17 protein-coding genes are annotated in these 19,353 nt (G+C 73.4%); 14 read left to right on the top strand and 3 right to left on the bottom strand.

Annotated features, from left to right (window positions below; genetic code table 11):
* The first annotated feature begins 11 nt into the window (after positions 1-11).
* The 4 genes from ACIQGV_RS36545 to ACIQGV_RS36530 are packed head-to-tail and all read left to right on the top strand — an operon-like array spanning position 12 to position 4,512.
* Positions 12-1,370: a glutamine synthetase family protein gene (locus ACIQGV_RS36545; protein WP_402503002.1), complete on the top strand. Its 1,359-nt coding sequence runs from the start codon at positions 12-14 to the stop codon at positions 1,368-1,370.
* An 8-nt stretch (positions 1,371-1,378) separates the two neighbouring features.
* Positions 1,379-2,782, top strand: a complete 1,404-nt coding sequence (locus ACIQGV_RS36540) for an aldehyde dehydrogenase family protein (RefSeq protein ID WP_402502999.1) — start codon at positions 1,379-1,381, stop codon at positions 2,780-2,782.
* Positions 2,779-3,561: a 3-oxoacyl-ACP reductase gene (locus tag ACIQGV_RS36535; protein WP_402502996.1), complete on the top strand. Its 783-nt coding sequence runs from the start codon at positions 2,779-2,781 to the stop codon at positions 3,559-3,561. Before ACIQGV_RS36540 ends, ACIQGV_RS36535 begins: the two co-directional genes overlap by 4 nt.
* Before the next feature lie 27 nt (positions 3,562-3,588).
* The gene (locus ACIQGV_RS36530; RefSeq protein WP_402503108.1) at positions 3,589-4,512 is read left to right on the top strand and encodes a DUF2510 domain-containing protein; all 924 of its coding nucleotides are present in this window, start codon (positions 3,589-3,591) and stop codon (positions 4,510-4,512) included.
* An 87-nt stretch (positions 4,513-4,599) separates the two neighbouring features.
* Here ACIQGV_RS36530 and ACIQGV_RS36525 read toward each other — a convergent pair whose 3' ends face one another.
* Positions 4,600-5,802: an amino acid deaminase/aldolase gene (locus ACIQGV_RS36525; protein ID WP_402502993.1), complete on the bottom strand. Its 1,203-nt coding sequence runs from the start codon at positions 5,800-5,802 to the stop codon at positions 4,600-4,602.
* Between the two features lie 1,172 nt (positions 5,803-6,974).
* Here ACIQGV_RS36525 and ACIQGV_RS36520 point away from each other — a divergent pair.
* Positions 6,975-7,775, top strand: coding sequence for a hypothetical protein (locus ACIQGV_RS36520; protein WP_402503106.1), 801 nt, complete (start codon positions 6,975-6,977; stop codon positions 7,773-7,775).
* Positions 7,772-8,941 carry a type VII secretion-associated serine protease mycosin gene (gene mycP, locus ACIQGV_RS36515; RefSeq protein ID WP_402502990.1) on the top strand — a complete coding sequence of 390 codons (1,170 nt, stop codon included), beginning with the start codon at positions 7,772-7,774 and terminating at the stop codon, positions 8,939-8,941. The genes ACIQGV_RS36520 and mycP overlap by 4 nt, the downstream gene beginning before the upstream one ends.
* A 221-nt stretch (positions 8,942-9,162) precedes the next feature.
* On the opposite strand, the gene ACIQGV_RS36510 is transcribed toward mycP, so the two are convergent.
* Positions 9,163-10,107, bottom strand: a complete 945-nt coding sequence (locus tag ACIQGV_RS36510) for a serine hydrolase (protein WP_402502987.1) — start codon at positions 10,105-10,107, stop codon at positions 9,163-9,165.
* A 110-nt stretch (positions 10,108-10,217) separates the two neighbouring features.
* Here ACIQGV_RS36510 and ACIQGV_RS36505 point away from each other — a divergent pair, with 110 nt between their 5' ends.
* Positions 10,218-10,946, top strand: a complete 729-nt coding sequence (locus tag ACIQGV_RS36505) for an SseB family protein (RefSeq protein ID WP_402502985.1) — start codon at positions 10,218-10,220, stop codon at positions 10,944-10,946.
* A gap of 7 nt (positions 10,947-10,953) precedes the next feature.
* Here the strand turns inward: ACIQGV_RS36505 and ACIQGV_RS36500 are convergent, their stop codons facing one another.
* A complete protein-coding gene (locus ACIQGV_RS36500; protein ID WP_402502982.1) occupies positions 10,954-11,310 on the bottom strand; it encodes a DUF1844 domain-containing protein in 357 nt (118 codons plus the stop codon).
* 334 nt (positions 11,311-11,644) lie between these two features.
* Here ACIQGV_RS36500 and infC point away from each other — a divergent pair, with 334 nt between their 5' ends.
* The 7 genes from infC (at position 11,645) to pheT (ending at position 19,120) form a co-directional block, all read left to right on the top strand.
* Positions 11,645-12,334, top strand: a complete 690-nt coding sequence (infC, locus tag ACIQGV_RS36495; RefSeq protein ID WP_402502980.1) for a translation initiation factor IF-3 — start codon at positions 11,645-11,647, stop codon at positions 12,332-12,334.
* A 110-nt stretch (positions 12,335-12,444) separates the two neighbouring features.
* The gene (rpmI, locus tag ACIQGV_RS36490) at positions 12,445-12,639 is read left to right on the top strand and encodes a 50S ribosomal protein L35 (protein ID WP_004933563.1); all 195 of its coding nucleotides are present in this window, start codon (positions 12,445-12,447) and stop codon (positions 12,637-12,639) included.
* Between the two features lie 95 nt (positions 12,640-12,734).
* On the top strand, positions 12,735-13,118 hold the full coding sequence (rplT, locus tag ACIQGV_RS36485) for a 50S ribosomal protein L20 (RefSeq protein WP_402502978.1): 384 nt from the start codon (positions 12,735-12,737) through the stop codon (positions 13,116-13,118).
* Positions 13,119-13,217: 99 nt separating this feature from the next.
* Positions 13,218-14,066 carry a TrmH family RNA methyltransferase gene (locus tag ACIQGV_RS36480; protein WP_402502976.1) on the top strand — a complete coding sequence of 283 codons (849 nt, stop codon included), beginning with the start codon at positions 13,218-13,220 and terminating at the stop codon, positions 14,064-14,066.
* A gap of 100 nt (positions 14,067-14,166) precedes the next feature.
* Entirely contained in the window at positions 14,167-15,348 is a 1,182-nt protein-coding gene (locus ACIQGV_RS36475; protein ID WP_402502972.1) for an ATP-binding protein, read from the top strand.
* A 137-nt stretch (positions 15,349-15,485) separates the two neighbouring features.
* The gene (pheS, locus tag ACIQGV_RS36470; protein ID WP_402502970.1) at positions 15,486-16,607 is read left to right on the top strand and encodes a phenylalanine--tRNA ligase subunit alpha; all 1,122 of its coding nucleotides are present in this window, start codon (positions 15,486-15,488) and stop codon (positions 16,605-16,607) included.
* Entirely contained in the window at positions 16,607-19,120 is a 2,514-nt protein-coding gene (gene pheT, locus ACIQGV_RS36465; RefSeq protein ID WP_402502968.1) for a phenylalanine--tRNA ligase subunit beta, read from the top strand. Before pheS ends, pheT begins: the two co-directional genes overlap by 1 nt.
* Positions 19,121-19,353: the final 233 nt, after the last annotated feature.

Genomic DNA, 19,353 nt, shown 5'->3' with positions numbered 1-19,353 from the left:
GAGGCCCTCCCGTGACAGACCGCACACCCCCGCTCGGCGTCGAGGAACTGCACGCCCTCGTCGCCGCGGGCGAGATCGACACCGTCGTCCTGGCCTTCCCCGACATGCAGGGCCGCCTCCAGGGCAAGCGGTTCGCGGCGCGCTTCTTCCTCGACGAGGTCCTCCGCCACGGCACCGAGGGCTGCAACTACCTCCTCGCCGTCGACGCCGAGATGAACACCGTCGACGGCTACGCCATGTCCTCCTGGGACCGCGGCTACGGCGACTTCGCCATGCACCCCGACGCGGCCACCCTGCGCCGCGTCCCCTGGAACCCCGGCACGGCGATGCTGATCGCCGACCTCGCCTGGGAGGACGGCACCCCGGTCGTCGCCGCGCCCCGCCAGATCCTGCGCCGCCAGCTGGAGCGCCTCGCCGGGCACGGCTGGACCGCCCAGGTCGGCACCGAGCTGGAGTTCATCGTCTTCCGGGACACCTACGAGGCGGCCTGGGACGCGCACTACCGCGGACTGACCCCCGTCAACCAGTACAACGTCGACTACTCCATCCTCGGCACCGGCCGCGTCGAACCCCTGCTGCGGCGGCTGCGCAACGACATGGCGGGCGCCGGCCTCACCGTCGAGTCCGCCAAGGGCGAGTGCAACCCCGGCCAGCACGAGATCGTCTTCCGCTACGACGAGGCCCTGGTCACCTGCGACCAGCACGCGGTCTACAAGACCGGCGCCAAGGAGATCGCCGCGCAGGAGGGCGTGTCGCTCACCTTCATGGCCAAGTACAACGAGCGCGAGGGCAACTCCTGCCACATCCACCTCTCGCTCACCGACGCCGACGGCGCCGGCGTCATGGCCGCCGGGGACGGCATGTCCGACGTCATGCGGCACTTCCTCGCCGGACAGCTCGCCGCCCTGCGCGACTTCTCCCTCCTCTACGCCCCCCACATCAACTCCTACAAGCGGTTCCAGCCCGGCTCCTTCGCGCCCACCGCCGTCGCCTGGGGCCGTGACAACCGCACCTGCGCCCTGCGCGTCGTCGGCCACGGCCGCTCCCTGCGCTTCGAGAACCGTCTGCCCGGCGGCGACGTCAACCCGCACCTCGCCGTCGCCGGACTGGTCGCCGCCGGCCTCCACGGCGTCGAGAACCGGCTCCAGCTGCCCGAACCCTGCTCGGGCAACGCCTACGCCGGCGACTACGAGCACGTGCCCACCACCCTGCGCGAGGCCGCCGAGCTGTGGGAGAACAGCCCGATCGCCAAGGCCGCCTTCGGCGACGAGGTCGTCGCGCACTACCGCAACATGGCACGCGTCGAGCTGGAAGCCTTCGACGCCGCGGTCACCGACTGGGAGCTGCGCCGCTCCTTCGAACGCATGTGAGGCACCCCTTGCCCGATCCGTCCGACCCGTCCGCGCTCTCCGGTCTGCCCGACGAGCTCCAGGTGCTCAACCCGGCCACCGAAGAGGTCGTCGCCACCGTCCCGGCGGCGAGCCCGCACGACGTGGACGCCGCCGTCCGCCGCGCCGCCGCCGCGCAGGCGCTCTGGGCCGCCCTGGCACCGGGCGAGCGGGCGCGGCTGCTGCGCCGGTTCGCCGTCGCCGTCGACGAGCACCGCGAGGAACTGGCCCGGCTGGAGGTCCGAGAGGCCGGCCACACCCTCGGCAACGCCCGCTGGGAGGCCGGCAACGTCCGTGACCTGCTGGACTACGCGGCCGGGGGAGTGGAGCGCCTGACCGGCCGCCAGATCCCGGTGGCCGGGGGCCTGGACGTCACCTTCCTCGAACCGCTCGGCGTGGTGGCCGTCATCGCCCCCTGGAACTTCCCCCTGCCCATCGCCGCCTGGGGTGCCGCCCCCGCCCTCGCCGCCGGCAACGCCGTGCTGGTCAAACCCGCCGAGACCACCCCCCTGACCGCTCTGCGCCTCGCGGAACTCGCCCTGGAGGCCGGTCTGCCCGAGAGCCTCCTCCAGGTGCTGCCCGGCCACGGCCCGGTCACCGGGAACGCCCTCGTCGAGCACCCCGGCGTCGCGAAGATCGTCTTCACCGGGTCGACCGCCGTGGGCAGGCAGGTACTGGCCAAGGGCTCCGCCCTGCTCAAGCGCGTCACCCTCGAACTCGGCGGCAAGAGCCCCAACATCGTCTTCGCCGACGCCGACCTGAAAGCGGCCGCCGACCCCTTCTCCTTCCTCGACAACTCCGGCCAGGACTGCTGCGCCCGCACCCGCGTCCTCGTCCAGGAACCGGTCTACGACGAGGTCCGCGCCCTGCTCGCCGACGCCCTCGCCTCGGTCGTCGTGGGCGACCCGGCCGACGAGAAGACCCAGATGGGCCCGCTGATCTCCCGCAGACAGCTGGACCGCGTCCGCTCCTACGTCCCCGACGACGCCCCCGCCCTGCGCGGCAGCGCGCCCGAGGGGCCCGGCTTCTGGTTCCCGCCGACCGTGCTCACCGGCGAGCGGCCCGACTCGGCGGCCGCCCGCGAGGAGATCTTCGGCCCCGTCGCCGTCCTGCTGCCGTTCACCGACGAGGAGGACGCGATCCGTCTGGCCAACGACACCCCCTACGGCCTCTCCGGCTCCCTGTGGACCCGCGACATCGGCCGCGCCCTGCGGGTCTCCCGGGCCGTCCGCGCCGGGAACCTGTCCGTCAACTCCCACTCCAGCGTCCGCTACTGGACCCCGTTCGGCGGCTTCAAGCAGTCCGGCCTCGGACGCGAGCTGGGGCCGGACGCACTGACCGCCTTCACCGAGACCAAGAACGTCTTCATCAGCACGGAGGGCCCCGCACAGTGACCGACACCCCTGTCTGCCGCCGCCTGGTCGGCCGTACCGCCGTCATCACCGGAGCCGGCAGCGGCATCGGCCTCGCCACCGCCCGCCGCCTCGCCTCCGAGGGAGCCCACGTCGTCTGCGGCGACATCGACGAGGTCCGCGGCAAGGCCGCCGCCGACGAGGTCGGCGGACTGTTCGTCGAGGTCGACGTCACCGACCCCGGACAGGTCGAGGCACTGTTCCGGGCGGCGCACGACACCTACGGCAGCGTCGACATCGCCTTCAACAACGCCGGGATCTCCCCGCCCGACGACGACTCCATCCTGGAGACCGGCCTGGAGGCGTGGAAGCGCGTCCAGGAGGTCAACCTCACCTCCGTCTACCTGTGCTGCAAGGCCGCGCTGCCCTACATGCGCCGCCAGGGCAGGGGCTCCATCATCAACACCGCTTCCTTCGTGGCGAGGATGGGCGCGGCGACCTCCCAGATCTCCTACACGGCCTCCAAGGGCGGTGTCCTCGCCCTGTCCCGCGAACTGGGCGTGCAGTTCGCCCGGGAGGGCATCCGGGTCAACGCCCTGTGCCCCGGACCGGTCAACACCCCGCTGCTCCAGGAGCTGTTCGCCAAGGACCCCGAGCGCGCCGCGCGCCGCCTGGTGCACATCCCGCTCGGCCGGTTCGCCGAGGCCGACGAGATCGCCGCCGCGGTCGCCTTCCTGGCCAGCGACGACTCCTCGTTCGTCAACGCCACCGACTTCCTGGTCGACGGCGGGATCTCGGGGGCGTACGTCACGCCCCTGTAGGGCTCCCCCTAGAGTGCCGGGATGAGCATGACACCACCGCCCGGCTGGTACCCCGACCCCCATGCCCCGCACGTGGAGCGCTGGTGGGACGGGAACGCCTGGACCGAGCACCGGCGTGCCCCCGGGCCCACGGGGCCGCCGGTGACCGTCGCCGTGCCCGCCGCCGACGGCCCGGGACGGGCCAGAGCCGTGGCTCTGACGGTGGCCGGAGCGGTCCTGGTCGCCGCGATCACCACCGGCGCGATCGTGCTGGGCGGCGGGGACGACGGCAGCGGCACCCGGTCCGACCCCGCGCCGACCACCCCGTTCACCGCCGCACCCCCGACGACCGGGCCGGCCCCGTCCTCCCCGGAGACGGAGGAGTCCGCGCCGGACACCGGGGATCCGTCCGTCGTCGTGGACCAGCTCAACGGGATCACCTTCCCGCTGCCCGAGGGCTGGGTCCCGCCCGAGCACGTCACCGACAACTCCGTCGTGATGACCACCGACGGCACCTACGACTGTCCCGGCGACTGGGGCGTGTGCCGGCACGGCCTCGTCAGCTCGCGCACCGTCAGCTCGGACGGGAAGACCCCCGAGGCCCTCGCCGAGGAGGACATCGCCGACGCCGCCGAGGAGGCGTACGGCCGCAACCGGATCGACCGGCGCCCCTACGGCGGCATCACCTCCCACCGGCAGGTCGCCGCCGGACCGGTCGCCGTGGCCGGACGCGCCGGGCACTACGTGCGCTGGCGGGTCAGCACCGCCGAGGGGCCCGGCGGATACGTGCAGTCGCTCGTCTTCCCGTCCACCGTCGGCGTCGGGTCGCCCGTCGTCGTCCGGTTCGTCCTCGACGCGGGCGAGGACGGGCCCCCGCTCACCGACATCGACCTGATCACCGACGGCATCCGGCCCGTCGGCGACGCGGACACCGGCGGCGGCGTGGGCACGAGCGTGGGCCCGTCCGACTGAGCGGCGGGTGTGCCTTCCGGGTCCGGGTGCGCCTTCCGGGCGAGGGTGCGCGTCCCCGGTCCGTGCGCGCATCCGGGCCCGGGGGGCCTACAGGAAGGTCCGGCCCTCGCCCCGGTACGTCGGCACGGTCGCCGTCACCTCGTCCCCCTCCACCAGGTGCAGCGTCTCGAAGCGCTCGCACAGCTCGCCGGCCTTCGCGTGCCGGAACCACACCTTGTCGCCGACCAGCAGATCGTCGGCCGGGGAGCCCAGCAGCGGCGTCTGCACCTCGCCGGGGCCCTCCTGGGGGTCGTAGCGCAGCCCCTCCGGCAGATACGGCACCGGGAGCCGGTCGGGCCCCGCCGCACCGGAGGCCGGGTAGCCGCCGCCCAGGACGGTCACCACCCCCACCCCGGGCCGGCGGACGACGGGCTGCGCGAAGAGCGCGGCCGGACGCCCGCTGAACGAGGTGTAGTTGTCGAACAGCCGCGGCACGTACAGTCCGGACCCCGCCGCGATCTCCGTGACCGCGTCCTCGGCGGCCGTGTGCTGCACACTGCCCGTGCCGCCGCCGTTGACGAACTCCAGACCCGGCACCACGGCACGCACCGCCCGCACCGCCGCCGCCCGGCGCTCCGCCAGTTCCCGGCGGGCCGCCGACTGCATCAGCCGGATCGCCCGCGACCGCAGCGGCCGGCCGGCCACCGCGTCGCCCACGCCCGCGACATGGCCCTCGTACGCCATGATCCCCACGACCTCGAAGCCCGGCCGCCGGGTCACCGCCCGGGCCACTTCCGCGAGTTGAGCGGGGGAGTGCAGCGGGGAGCGCAGCGCGCCGACCCGCACGCGGCCGCCGAGCAGCTTCAGGGACGTGTCCAACTCCAGGCACACCCGCACCACTTCGCGGCCGCCCGCACGGGACGCCTCGATCAGATCGAGCTGTGCCACGTCGTCGACCGTCACCGTCACCGCCGCGGCCAGCTTCGGATCGGCCGTCAGTTCCGCGAAACCGGCCCGGTCGGCCGACGGGTAGGCCAGCAGCACGTCGTCGAACCCGGAGCGGGCCAGCCACAGCGACTCGGCCAGTGTGTACGACATGATCCCGGCGAAGCCGTCCCTGGCCAGCACGCGTTCCAGCAGGGCCCGGCAGCGTACGGACTTGCTGGCGACCCGGACCGGCTTCCCGCCCGCCCGCCGGACCAGATCGTCCGCGTTGGCGTCGAATGCCTCCAGATCCACGATCGCGACGGGGGCGTCGAGATGGGCGGTGGCCCGGTCGTAACGGGCCCGGTCGGCGGCGCGCGCAGTCATGGACGCAGCCTGCCAGACAGGATTACCGCAGGGTAGGGGGACGATCCGGGCAGATGCCTCCGGCTCGTGGACCGGTTCCCCCCGGGGCCGGGGCAACCCGTAGAGTGACGCGCACGCACACGCGCCGACGAGGCATCCGCAGGCGCACCGGCGAGGCGCTCGCACCACCGGCGAGACCACCCGCAGGCGCACCGCGGGTACGTCCGCCGACGCACCGAGAGGGCGTCCGCAGGCGCACCGAGGACACGCTCACGGGCACATGGACACGCGCTCGCGGGCGCACCGGGCACGGCACGAGGAACGCCGTCACGGCACGAGGGAACGGGGGGTGCATGAGCACGGAAGCGCAGCGCGCCCCCGTCCCCCCGCGCCCCTCCGCCCCGCCGATGCCGGCCTCGCCCCCTCCGCCCGCGGACCCGCAGGCCCCCCGTCCGTCCGAGCCCCGGGGGAGCGCCCCCGCGCCCGCAGCGTCCGGCCCGTCCCGCGGGGACGAGCCCACCCGGGGGACAGCCCCGTGGCCGCCCCCCGCCGCCCCTCCCCGCCCGGCCTCCGCCCCGTCCGTCCCCGGCGCCCCGTCGCGCCCGGCCTCCGGTCAGGGCCCTGCTGTGTCTGCATCCGCGCCGGGTCCTCGTCCGGCCTCCGCCCCGTCCGTTCCCGGCGCCCCGTCGCGCCCGGCCTCCGGTCAGGGCCCTGCTGTGTCTGCATCCGCGCCGGGTCCTCGTCCGGCCTCCGCCCCGTCCGTTCCCGGTGTCCCGTCGCGCCCGGCCTCCGGTCAGGGGGCCGCTGTATCTGCTTCGGCCTCCGGGGCGGCCGCGCCCGGCTCCGCGTCGCTCTCCGGCCAGGGGCCCCGGTCCGCCTCCGGGGCGTTTCCGTCCGGGCGTGGCCGGTCCGGTGAGGTGCCCCGTCTCCCGAGGCCGGGGGCCGCCGGAGAGCGGCCCCGTGGTGAGGCGGTGCCCCCGCCTCCGCGGGCATCCGCCCGTTTCCCGGACGCGCCGCCGGGCGCCGCCGGGGCGCCGGGCGGGATACCCGAGGAGATCACCACCCGCCTCCGCCCGCTCCCGGCCGAAGCCCAGGAACCCGCCCCCGTCCTCCCCCCGCCGATGCCCCCCACCTCGCACCCCCACGGCCCCGACGCCTTCGACTCCTGGGCTCCTCCCGAGACGCGGCCCGTCGTGACGTTCGGGCAGCCGGAGACGTACGACGACCGGGGACGCGCCCCGCGCGGCCGCGGCCGCACCGCCGTGGCCACCGCCTGCGTGGTGCTCGGGCTCGGCCTCATCGGCGGCGCGGTGACCGGCAGTTGGCTGGTCGGCGACTCCGCCGAGGAGCGGCAGCGCAGTGCCTTCGCCGCCGCCGGCGACCTGTGGCACAACATGCCGGTCGACGGTCTGTTCCCGCCCACCGTGGAGGGCGGCGGCGCCGGCCCCGGCGGAGCCGACCGCACCTGGACCCGGGTCGCCGTCGCCCCGGACACCGGCTGCGCCGGCGCCTTCGACCCGCTGCTGGGCAAGGCCCTCGCCCCCGTCGGCTGCGAGCGTCTGCTGCGCGCCACCTACGCCGATGCCACCGGAAGCCATGTCACCACCGTCGGCCTGCTGTTCACCGAGGCCGAGGCGCCTGCCATGCGCTCCCTGGAACGGCAGTTCGAGACGGAGAACCTGGCCCGCCGCACCGATCTGATGCCCCGCCCCTACGCCGCGAAGGGCACCGTCGCCGCCGGCTTCGGCACCCGGCAGCGCGCCTCCTGGACCGTCTCGGTGCTGACCGACGCACCCGTCGTCGTCTACGCCGTCTCGGGCTGGGCGGACGCCCGCAGGGTCGACGACCCCCAGCCCGCCGCCGAGGCCATGCGCGACGACGCCACGGCCGCGTCCGCCCAGGCCGGCCTCGGCCACGAGGCGCAGGGCCTCGCCGACCGCATCGAGCGCGGCCTGCGCAGACATGCCGCCACGGCCACGGAGCAGCCGTCATGACCCGCCGTACGACCGCCAGGACCGCCCTCCTCGGGAGCCTCCTGGCCGCGTCCCTCGCCCTGGTGCCGCCGACCGCCGCCCACGCCGACTCGATACGGGGCGAGCAGTGGGCGCTGGAGGCCATGCACACCGACGAGGTCTGGAGGACCACCAAGGGTGAGGGCATCACGGTCGCCGTCCTCGACACCGGCGTGGACGCGAGCCACCCCGACCTGGTCGGAAACGTCCTGACCACCAAGGACATGGTCGGCTTCGGCGCGGGCAGGGGCGACCGTGCCTGGGCTCGGCACGGCACGGCGATGGCCGGCATCATCGCCGGCCACGGACACGGTCCCGGCGGCGCCGACGGCGTCCTCGGGGTCGCCCCCGCCACGAAGATCCTCCCGGTCAGGGTGATCCTCGAGGACGGCGACCCGGCCCGTGCCAAGGCCCGCAAGTCCCGTGGCAACGCCCTCGCCGACGGCATCCGCTGGGCCGCCGACCAGGGCGCCGACGTCATCAACCTCTCCCTCGGCGACGACTCCAAGTCCGCGCACCCCGAACCCGCCGAGGACGAGGCCGTCCAGTACGCCCTGAAGAAGGGCTCCGTGGTCGTCGCCTCCGCCGGCAACGGCGGTGAGAAGGGCGACCACATCTCCTACCCGGCCGCGTACCCGGGTGTCATCGCGGCCACCGCCGTCGACAAGTTCGGCACCCGCGCCTCCTTCTCCACCCGGCGCTGGTACGCCACGGTCAGCGCCCCCGGCGTCGACGTCATCATCGCCGACCCCGACCGCAAGTACTACGAGGGCTGGGGCACCAGCGCCGCGGCCGCCTTCGTCTCCGGGGCCGTGGCGCTCGTCAAGTCCGCCCACCCCGGTCTGACCCCCGCCCAGATCAAGAAGCTCCTGGAGGGCACGGCCCGCAACGCGCCGGAGGGCGGCCGCGACGACTCCCGCGGCTTCGGCTTCGTGGACCCGGCGGCGGCCGTCGAGGCGGCGGCCCGTCTGGAGCCGGAGGGCCTCAGCGCGGCGGCGTACGGCAAGAAGTACTTCGGCGAAGGCCCCGACGAGGCGAAGCCCGACACGGGCCCGGCGGACTGGGCGGCCCCCCTGGCGGGCACGGCCGGCGGCGCCCTGCTGGTGGTGGCGGTAATCCTCTGGCGAGGCCGCAGACGAACCCCGTGAAGGTCACGGGAGACGCCCCGGCACTCCGGCGGCATCCCGCACGCCGACACCCGAGGGGCGCGGGGAACTGCGCGACCGGCCGACAGCGACCCGCACCTGTACGACGACGGATCCCCTGCGACGACGGATCCCCTGCGGCCCGGAGACCGCGACCGGCGAGCCACAACAGCTGCACCGAACCACTGAACGGCTGAGCCGAACCGCTGAGCGGCCGCACCGAACTACGCCGACTCGGCGAGAACCCCCACCGCCGCCACCGCCGCGCCCTCCACCAACGCGACCCCGTCGTCCATCGTGGCGTTCCCGTCGGACAGCACCGCGACCAGGTACGCCCGCCCGTCCAGGGCGACGCGCCCCACACTGTTGACGTCCCACCGCCCCGTCGCGGTCCGCGGCAGCCACCCGTTCTTCAGCGCGCACCCCGCCCCGTCCGCGGCGGCGGACACCCCCCAGTCCTGCCCCGCGACGACCTGCCCCATCAGCCCCTGGACATAGGTCCGGGACTCCTCGCTCAGCTCCGACCCGGACCCGAACACCTGCCGGAGCAGCACCAGCTGATCCGAGGCCGTGGTCTGCGTGAGTCCCCACAGCGCCCCGTCACCGCCCTGTGTGCCGGTCATCCCGAACCGCTCGTTGGCGGCGTCCAGACCCGGTGCGCGCCCGATGGACTCCCAGAGGGCGGAGGCGGAGGCGTTGTCGCTGTGCTCGATCATGGCGGCGGCGTACGTCTTCTCGGCCGCGGTGAGCGACCGGCCCTCGTCCTGCGCCCGCAGCAGCAGTGCCGCCAGGATGTCGACCTTCACGATGCTCGCGGTGTCGTAGGAGCCTGCGCCGTGCACCGCGCGGTCCCCGGACGCCAGGTCCAGCACGGCGACGGACAGCCGGACCCCGTCCGGCACGGACAGCGCCTCCAGGGCCTCGGCCAGCAGCGCGTCCTGGTCCTCCGCCGGCTCCACCACAGGTTCCACGGCAGCCTCCCCGTCCGTCGCCACGGACCCCGTCCCGGACCCGGTGGGCGACGATACGGCCCTCGGCGCGGGCACCCGCACATGGGCCACCCCGGCGGCCGCACCGGCGATCACGACGGCACAGGCGAGAGCGGACCACAGGAACCACAGGGACCACAGGAGCGGACGGCGGCGGCGGGGGACTCCGGACGACTGCATGACCGAGATCGTCGGGGCCTTGTATGTGCGCGCCGTAAGACGGACGTTAGATCCACGTACGGGAACCCTGAGAAACAGGTGAGGGACCGGCCCCCGATAGGGTCGGGCGCGTGAACAAGAACATCCCCGACCCCGGTTTCCGCGACGACGACGGCTCCGCCGACCCCCGGCTGGCCGCGGCCCTCGCGGCCTGGGCCGAGGACCGCACCGCTGTCGGCCCGGTGCTTCAGGCACTCAAGGGCGCCCGGCTGCTCGTGCCCGTCGTGGCCGTGCTCGGCGAGGTCGAGGAGGACGAGAACGGGCTGCGCCGCGAGAAGACCAGCGACATGGCCGTGCCCACCCTGAAGGCCGGCGGCCGCACCGCACTGCCCGCCTTCACCTCGACCGACTCGCTGGCCCGCTGGGACCCCGAGGCCCGCCCCGTCGCCGTGCCGCTGCACCAGGCGCTCCGGGCGGCCGCGCACGAGAAGGCCGACACGGTGGTGCTGGACCTGGCGGGGCCGGTGGCGTTCGAGCTGACCGGGCCCGCGCTGCTGGCCCTCGCCGAGGGCCGCACCAGCACCGACCCGCTGGCCGACCCGGCGGTCGTGGAGGCCGTGCGCACGGCGGTCGCCGCCGAGCCCGCCGTGCTCAGCGCCCACCTCGGCCCGGGCCAGGCCGACGGCACCCTCGCCCTGGTCGTGGACCCGGCCGTGCCGCCCGCCGAGGCCGCGCGGGCGGTGGCGCGGCGGCTGGCGGCCGACGAAACGCTGAGGGCCCGCCTGGTGCACGGCCTCGACCTGGCACTGCTGCCGGCCGGGACCACGCCTCCCGGCGAGCCCCTGTACGTACGCGGATGAGCTCCGGCTAGCCGTAGACCGGCCCGGTGTACTTCTCGCCCGGGCCCTGGCCCGGCTCGTCCGGGACGACGGACGCCTCGCGGAAGGCGAGCTGGAGCGACTTCAGGCCGTCGCGCAGCGGGGCGGCGTGGAAGGAGCTGATCTCGGTCGTGCTGGCGTCCAGCAGACCGGCGAGGGCGGTGACCAGCTTGCGGGCCTCGTCCAGGTCCTTGTACTTGTCGCCCTCCTCGGTCAGGCCGAGCTTCACCGCGGCGGCGCTCATCAGGTTGACGGCGACCGTCACGATCACCTCGACCGCCGGCACCTCCGCGATGTCGCGGGTCATCTCGTCGTAGGCGGGCGTGTCTGGAGAGGTCTCACTCATGCCTCTCACGATAGGCCCCGGATCAGCCCGGTTAGCACCACCCCCGGCTTGCTGCTAGCCTTGTGTAACGACCGGCTGGACATTCACGTGTCCGGCCCACAAGTGGAGGCTCCGTTCTCCCACCCGACCGCCCTCCGGGACGGCGGGTCTCCGGTCAGGCGGCCACCATCGTTCCGTACGGACGATGGAGTCGCCCGAAAGCGCGCCCCGCGATCGTTCGCGGCGGTGCTCCGGTTGTATGGAGCCCCGCCTGTGATCGTCCGGGGCATTTTTTGTGCTTCGGCGCGGTTAGGTCTCACGAAAACAGACGTACGCGGCCGTCCGCCAGACCGCCGTGTGGTGCTACCGAGGAGGATCCATCAGCGCCGAGCCCCGCATCAACGACCGGATTCGCGTTCCCGAGGTGCGACTTGTCGGTCCCAGCGGCGAGCAGGTCGGGATTGTTCCGCTTGCCAAGGCCCTGGAGCTTGCGCAGGAGTACGACCTCGACCTGGTCGAGGTGGCGGCGAACGCCCGTCCGCCGGTCTGCAAGCTCATGGACTACGGGAAGTTCAAGTACGAGTCGGCCATGAAGGCCCGTGAGGCGCGCAAGAACCAGGCGCACACGGTCATCAAGGAGATGAAGCTCCGGCCGAAGATCGACCCGCACGACTATGACACCAAGAAGGGTCACGTCGTCCGGTTCCTCAAGCAGGGCGACAAGGTCAAGATCACGATCATGTTCCGTGGTCGCGAGCAGTCCCGGCCCGAGCTGGGCTACCGACTGCTGCAGCGTCTCGCGGAGGACGTCCAGGACCTCGGTTTCGTCGAGTCGAACCCGAAGCAGGACGGCCGGAACATGATCATGGTTCTCGGTCCGCACAAGAAGAAGACCGAGGCGATGGCCGAGGCCCGCCAGGCGCAGGAGGCCCGCAAGGCCGACGCGAAGGCCAACCCCGGCCGCTCGCAGAACGCCGCGGACACCGACAACGCCGCGGAGCCCGAGGCCGTCGAGGCCCCTGCCGAGGCATCCGCCGAGGCGTGATCCCGGGGGACGCGAGTCCCCAGGACGTAACCGATACAAGAGCGACGCTCCACCGTGCCCGGTTCTCGGACCGGGCACCGGAGTGCCACCGACGAGGAGAGAACGGCGCTATGCCGAAGAACAAGTCGCACAGCGGTGCCAGCAAGCGCTTCAAGGTCACCGGCTCCGGCAAGGTGCTCCGTGAGCGCGCCGGCAAGCGCCACCTGCTCGAGCACAAGTCGTCCCGCGTGACGCGTCGCCTCACCGGCAACGCCGAGATGGCCCCGGGCGACGCCGCGAAGATCAAGAAGCTTCTCGGCAAGTGAGGTCGGGCGCACAGCGCCTGATCCACCGACACCGGGACCCAATCGTTTCCGGGCCGTGTGACGACAACCACGGCCCCGCTACAAGGAGTTAACAAGTGGCACGCGTCAAGCGGGCAGTCAACGCCCACAAGAAGCGCCGGGCGATCCTCGAGGCGGCCTCCGGCTACCGCGGTCAGCGTTCGCGCCTGTACCGCAAGGCCAAGGAGCAGGTCACCCACTCTCTGGTCTACAACTACAACGACCGCAAGAAGCGCAAGGGCGACTTCCGTCAGCTGTGGATCCAGCGCATCAACGCCGCTGCCCGCGCCAACGGCATGACCTACAACCGCTTCATCCAGGGTCTGAAGGCCGCCAACGTCGAGGTCGACCGCAAGATCCTCGCGGAGCTCGCCGTCAACGACATCAACGCGTTCGCCGCGCTGGTCGAGGTGGCCCAGAAGGCGCTGCCGAGCGACGTCAACGCGCCGAAGGCTGCGTGACGCCGCGCCGGCCCTGAGCCGACGTGACCGACGGACCCGTGGGCTGATGCCTGCGGGTCCGTCGTTTTCTGTGTGGTGCCGAGACATGAAGGTGAACCGATGTCCCCAGCCAGCCCCGAGCTGATCTCCCCCCGCTCGCCCCGCGTGTCCGCCGCGCGACGGCTCGCCAGGCGCAACTTCCGGGGCAAGGAGCGGTTGTTCCTCGCGGAGGGGCCGCAGGCCGTACGGGAGGCGGCGGGGCACGGGGACCACCTCGTCGAGCTGTTCACCACCGTCGAGGCGGCGGAGCGGTACGCCGACATCGTCGGGGAGGCGCGCGACGCCGGGGCGCGGGTGCACCTCGCCTCCGAGGAGGTCGTCGCCGACATCTCCACCACCGTCACCCCGCAGGGGCTGGTCGGGGTGTGCCGGTTCCTGGACACGCCCTTCGAGGAGATCCTGCGCGCCCGCCCCAGGCTCGTCGCCGTCCTCGCCCACGTCCGCGACCCCGGCAACGCGGGCACCGTGCTGCGCTGCGCCGACGCGGCCGGAGCCGAGGCGGTCGTCCTCACCGACGCCTCCGTCGACCTCTACAACCCCAAGGCCGTACGGGCCTCCGTCGGCTCCCTGTTCCATCTGCCCGTCGCCGTCGGAGTCCCGGTCGAGCGGGCCGTCGCCGGGCTGAAGGAGGCGGGTGTGCGCATCCTCGCCGCCGACGGGGCCGGGGACCGCGACCTCGACGAGGAACTGGACAAGGGCACCATGGGCGACCCCACGGCATGGGTGTTCGGCAACGAGGCGTGGGGGCTCCCCGAGGAGACCCGCGCGCTCGCGGACGCCGTGGTGCGCGTGCCGATCCACGGACGGGCCGAGAGTCTGAACCTCGCGACCGCCGCCGCCGTATGTCTGTATGCCTCGGCCCGTGCACAGCGCGCGGCCGGAGGCTGCCGCTCCGTCACCCAGAGCTAGTAGGGTGACCTGCCCGGGGGCCGACCTCCACCGAGCTCTCGGCCGCGCTCGTCGAGCGGGGAGGCACCCCCATGCCGTCTGAGAGGTGGGACACGGCGATATGACCGTCGGCACGGGCAGCGCACCGGGGGCAGGAGAAGCCGGACGCCCCCTCGACCCGAGCCGAGCCGCCCCCACCGGTCTCGAACACACCTCCGGCGCCCGAACCCGTGTCGGCGCCGCCGGGCTCGGGATAGACCCCGACGACCTGCCCGAGGGACTCGTCGTCGCGGACGCGCGGGGCCGGGTGATCTGCTTCAACGCCGCCGCCGAGCGCATCACCGCCGTCCGCGCCGCCGACGCGCTCGGCCGCCCGCTGGACAAGGCGCTGCCGCTGGAGGACCTGGAGGGCCGCCGCTGGTGGCAGCTCACCGACCCCTACGGCGGCCTCGCCATCCGCGTCGGACAGCCCGAGCGCAACCTGCTCCTGCCCGGCGGCCGTGAGGTGCTGGCCTCCGCCCGTTACGTGCGCAGCGAGCCCACCGGCCCCGTCAGCCGGGTCGTGGTGTGCCTGCGCGACACCGAGGCCCGCCGCCGCACCGAGCGCAGCCACGCCGAGCTGATCGCCACGGTCGCCCACGAGCTTCGCTCCCCGCTCACCTCCGTCAAGGGCTTCACCGCGACCCTGCTCGCCAAGTGGGAACGCTTCACCGACGACCAGAAACGGCTGATGCTGGAGACGGTCGACGCCGACGCCGACCGTGTCACCCGGCTCATCGCCGAACTGCTCGACATCTCCCGCATCGACTCCGGCCGCCTGGAGGTGCGCCGCCAGCCCGTCGACATCGGCGCGGCCGTCGGCCGGCACATCCAGGCGTACGTCGCCGCCGGTCAGCCCGCCGACCGGTTCCTGCTGCGCATCGAGCAGCCGCTGCCCGACCTGTGGGCCGATCCCGACAAGATCGACCAGGTGCTCGGCAACCTCCTCGAAAATGCCGTGCGGCACGGTGAGGGAACTGTCACGATCGAGGTGAGGCCCGCCGCCTCGCCCCGCGAGGGGGAGGACACCGGCACGTCGGTCACGGTGAGCGACGAGGGCCCCGGCATCCCGGAGGAGTCCATGAACCGCGTCTTCACCCGCTTCTGGCGGGGCAGCAAGCGCGGCGGCACCGGGCTCGGGCTCTACATCGTCAAGGGCATCGTCGAGGCCCACGGCGGCACCATCACGGTCGGCCGCGCCCCCGCCGGCGGAGCCGAGTTCCGATTTACCCTGCCCGTGGCAGCCCCGGCGTATCTCGCCTAGTGGCCCACGGGCGCATCCGCGTACCTCCACCCCGTTAGACTCGGCCTTTGGCACCTTTGTGTCCTGCTCACGGCCCTGCCGAGCTCACCGGCCGGTCACGGGGACCATCCGCCAGCCAATCGGAAGCACGGGAAGAGATGTCGGCACCGAATAAGTCGTACGACCCTGTCGAGGTCGAGGCGTTGAAACCGGAAGAGATCGAGCGCATGCGGGACGAGGCGCTCGCCGCCTTCGCCGCAGCGGGCTCCCTCGACGCGCTCCAGGAGGCCAAGACCGCCCACGCCGGCGGCACCTCCCCCCTGGCCCTCGCCAACCGCGAGATCGGCGCCCTGCCCCCGCACGCCAAGGCCGCGGCGGGCAAGCTCGTCGGCCAGGCCCGCGGCGCGGTGAACAAGGCGCTCGCGGTCCGCCAGACGGAGCTGGAGGCCGAGCGCGACGCGCGTGTCCTGGTCGAGGAGGACGTGGACGTCACGCTGCCGTACGACCGCGTACCGGCCGGCGCCCGCCACCCGCTGACCACCCTGTCGGAGCGCATCGAGGACATCTTCGTGGCCATGGGCTACGAGGTCGCCGAGGGCCCGCAGGTCGAGGCCGAGTGGTTCAACTTCGACGCCCTCAACATCGGCCCGGACCACCCGGCCCGCGGCGAGGCCGACACCTTCTTCGTCGAGGGTCCGGACGGCGGCTCCGAGTCCGGCGTCGTGCTGCGCACCCACACCTCGCCCGTGCAGATCCGCTCCCTGCTCGACCGCGAGCTGCCGGTCTACGTGATCTGCCCCGGCCGCGTCTACCGCACCGACGAGCTGGACGCCACCCACACCCCGGTCTTCCACCAGGTCGAGCTCCTCGCCGTGGACGAGGGCCTGACCATGGCCGACCTCAAGGGCACCCTGGACCACATGGTCCAGTCCCTGTTCGGCGAGGGGATGAAGACCCGGCTGCGCCCGAACTTCTTCCCGTTCACCGAGCCGTCCGCCGAGATGGACATGGTGTGCTACGTCTGCCGCGGCGAGTCCGTCGGCAACCCCGACCGGCCCTGCCGCACCTGCTCCAGCGAGGGCTGGATCGAGCTCGGCGGCTGCGGCATGGTCAACCCGAAGGTGCTGGCCGCCTGCGGGGTCGACCCGGAGAAGTACAGCGGCTTCGCCTTCGGGTTCGGCATCGAGCGGATGCTGATGTTCCGCCACAACGTCGATGACATGCGAGACATGGTCGAGGGTGACATCCGGTTCACCCGGCCCTTCGGGATGGAGATCTGATGCGGATCCCGCTTTCTTGGCTGCGGGAGTACGTCGACCTGCCGGCGAGCGAGACCGGCCGTGACGTCCAGGCCAAGCTCATTTCGGCCGGCCTGGAGGTCGAGACGGTCGAGCAGCTCGGCCACGACCTCAAGGGCCCCCTCGCCGTCGGCCAGGTGCTGACCGTCGAGGAGCTGACGGACTTCAAGAAGCCGATCCGCTTCTGCACCGTCGACGTCGGCCAGGCCAACGGCACCGGCGAGCCCCAGGAGATCATCTGCGGCGCCCGCAACTTCCAGGTCGGCGACAAGGTCGTCGTGGCCCTCCCCGGGGCCGTGCTGCCCGGCGACTTCCAGATCGCCGAGCGCAAGACGTACGGCCGGATGTCCCGCGGCATGATCTGCTCCAGCGACGAGCTGAACATGGGCGACGACGGCACCAAGGGCATCATCGTCCTGCCGCCGGAGACCGAGATCGGCCGCGACGGGGTCGAGCTGCTGGAGCTGGTGGACGAGGTCCTCGACATCGCCGTCACCGCCAACCGCGGCGACTGCCTGTCCATCCGCGGCGTGGCCCGCGAGACCGCCATCGCCTACGGCCTGCCGCTGCGCGACCCGGCGCTGCTCGACGTGCCGGCCCCGAACGCGTACGGCTACCCCGTCGAGGTCTCCGACCAGGCCGGCTGTGACCGCTTCACCGCCCGGACCGTCTCCGGCCTGGCTCCCGAGGCGCGCTCCCCGATCTGGCTCCAGCGCCGGCTGCAGAAGGTCGGCATGCGCCCGATCTCCCTCGCCGTGGACGTCACCAACTACGTGATGATGGAGCTCGGCCAGCCGCTGCACGCCTACGACCGCAGGCTGGTCCAGGGCACCATCGGCGTGCGCCGTGCCGAAGAGGGCGAGAAGCTCAGGACCCTCGACGGCGTCGAGCGCACGCTGCACGCCGAGGACCTGGTCATCGTCGACGAGCGCGGCCCCATCGGCCTCGCCGGTGTCATGGGCGGCGCCGACACCGAGATCGCCGACCACGACGACCTGGAGAACGCCACCGGTGACGTGGTGATCGAGGCCGCGCACTTCGACGCCGTCTCCGTCGCCCGTACGGCCCGCCGCCACAAGCTCTCCTCCGAGGCGTCGCGCCGCTTCGAGCGGGGCGTCGACCCGGCCGCCGCCGCGGCCGCCGCGCAGCGGACCGTGGATCTGCTGGTCCTCCTCGCCGGCGGTACCGCCGACGCGGGCGTCACCGAGGTCGTCGGACCGTCCGCGCCGCACACCGTCACCGTCGCCGCCGACCACCCCGACAAGGTGGCGGGTGTGACCTACGGCCGTGAGACCGTGGTGCGCCGCCTCCAGGAGATCGGCTGCGACGTCCACGGGCAGGACGAGCTGATCGTCACCGTCCCGTCCTGGCGCCCCGACCTCGTCGAGGTCAACGACCTCGCCGAGGAGGTCATCCGCCTGGAGGGCTACGAGAACCTCCCGTCCACCCTGCCCAAGCCGCCGTCCGGCCGCGGACTGACCCACCGCCAGCGTCTGCACCGCCGTGTCGGCCGGGTCCTGGCGGGCGCGGGCTACGTCGAGGCACCGAACTACCCCTTCGTCGGCGAGCAGGTCTTCGACCAGCTCGGCCTGGAGGCCGACGACCCGGCCCGCCGCGTCGTCAGGCTGGTCAACCCGCTCAACGACGAGGAGCCCGCGCTGCGCACGACGCTGCTGCCGGGCCTGCTCGGAGCGCTGCGCCGCAACGACGGCCGGGGTTCGCACGACCTCGCGCTGTTCGAGACCGGACTGGTCTTCCACCCGCGCGAGGAGCAGCGGGCGGCCACGCACCTGTCGGTCGACCGCCGGCCCACCGCCGAGGAGATCGCCGAGCTGGACGCCGCGCTGCCCGAGCAGCCGCGCCATGCCGCCGTCGTCCTCGCGGGCGCCCGCGAGCAGGCCGGATGGTGGGGCAAGGGCCGTCCGGCCGACTGGGCCGACGCCGTCGAGGCGGGACGCCTGGTCGCGCGGGAGTCCGGTGCGGAGCTGATCGTCCGCAAGGGCGCCCACGGGCCGTGGCACCCCGGCCGCTGCGCCCAGTTCGTGGTCGTCGCCGACGGTGCCGAGCAGGTCGTCGGACACGCCGGTGAACTGCACCCGCGGGTGGTGAAGGCGTTCGGTCTGCCCGAGCGCGCCTGCGCCATGGAGCTGGACCTGGACGCGCTGGAGCGGGCCGGCGACGGCGTGCCCCAGGCGCCGGGCATCTCCGCCTTCCCCGTCGCCACGCAGGATGTCGCGCTCGTCGTGGACAAGCCGGTGCCGGCGACCGAGGTGGAGGCCGCGCTGCGCGAGGGCGCGGGTCCCCTGCTGGAGGCCATCCGGCTGTTCGACGTGTACGAGAACGCCGAGCAGCTGGGCGAGGGACGCAAGTCGCTGGCGTACGCGCTGCGCTTCCGTGCCGGTGACCGCACGCTGACCGTGGACGAGGCATCGGCCGCGCGGGACGCCGCCGTCGCCCTCGCCGGTGAGCGGACCGGGGCCGTGCTGCGCGGATGAGTGCGGTGGGGGGCCGCGTGAGTCACCCGGCCGCGGCTTCGCCGTGGTTCCTCGCGCGGCGCTCCTCGCCCCCGGAGGGCTCCCCGGCGGATCACATCACTCGTACGGGTGACAAAACCGGGCGTAGTGGCCCTCCTCGGCCCTGAGTCGACAGAATCGGACCGGCCTTTCGGGGCCGGCCCGATTCTGTGCTGTCAGGGCCTGGTCTGTGCTGTCAGGGCCTGGACGGGGGG

It is taken from the genome of Streptomyces sp. NPDC093094 (assembly GCF_044754345.1).
GTDB lineage: Bacteria > Actinomycetota > Actinomycetes > Streptomycetales > Streptomycetaceae > Streptomyces.
Note: the sequence above shows the minus strand (reverse complement) of the source record. Positions and strands in the feature narration are given on the sequence as shown.

What these genes read in the sequence shown, in the direction of transcription:
- ACIQGV_RS36530 (WP_402503108.1), top strand. Translation starts at nt 3,589, where the DNA reads ATGACACCACCGCCCGGCTGGTACCCCGACCCCCATGCCCCGCACGTG.
- ACIQGV_RS36525 (WP_402502993.1), bottom strand. Translation starts at nt 5,802, where the DNA reads ATGACTGCGCGCGCCGCCGACCGGGCCCGTTACGACCGGGCCACCGCC.
- mycP (WP_402502990.1), top strand. Translation starts at nt 7,772, where the DNA reads ATGACCCGCCGTACGACCGCCAGGACCGCCCTCCTCGGGAGCCTCCTG.
- ACIQGV_RS36510 (WP_402502987.1), bottom strand. Translation starts at nt 10,107, where the DNA reads ATGCAGTCGTCCGGAGTCCCCCGCCGCCGCCGTCCGCTCCTGTGGTCC.
- ACIQGV_RS36500 (WP_402502982.1), bottom strand. Translation starts at nt 11,310, where the DNA reads ATGAGTGAGACCTCTCCAGACACGCCCGCCTACGACGAGATGACCCGC.
- rpmI (WP_004933563.1), top strand. Translation starts at nt 12,445, where the DNA reads ATGCCGAAGAACAAGTCGCACAGCGGTGCCAGCAAGCGCTTCAAGGTC.
- ACIQGV_RS36480 (WP_402502976.1), top strand. Translation starts at nt 13,218, where the DNA reads ATGTCCCCAGCCAGCCCCGAGCTGATCTCCCCCCGCTCGCCCCGCGTG.
- ACIQGV_RS36475 (WP_402502972.1), top strand. Translation starts at nt 14,167, where the DNA reads ATGACCGTCGGCACGGGCAGCGCACCGGGGGCAGGAGAAGCCGGACGC.
- pheS (WP_402502970.1), top strand. Translation starts at nt 15,486, where the DNA reads ATGTCGGCACCGAATAAGTCGTACGACCCTGTCGAGGTCGAGGCGTTG.
- pheT (WP_402502968.1), top strand. Translation starts at nt 16,607, where the DNA reads ATGCGGATCCCGCTTTCTTGGCTGCGGGAGTACGTCGACCTGCCGGCG.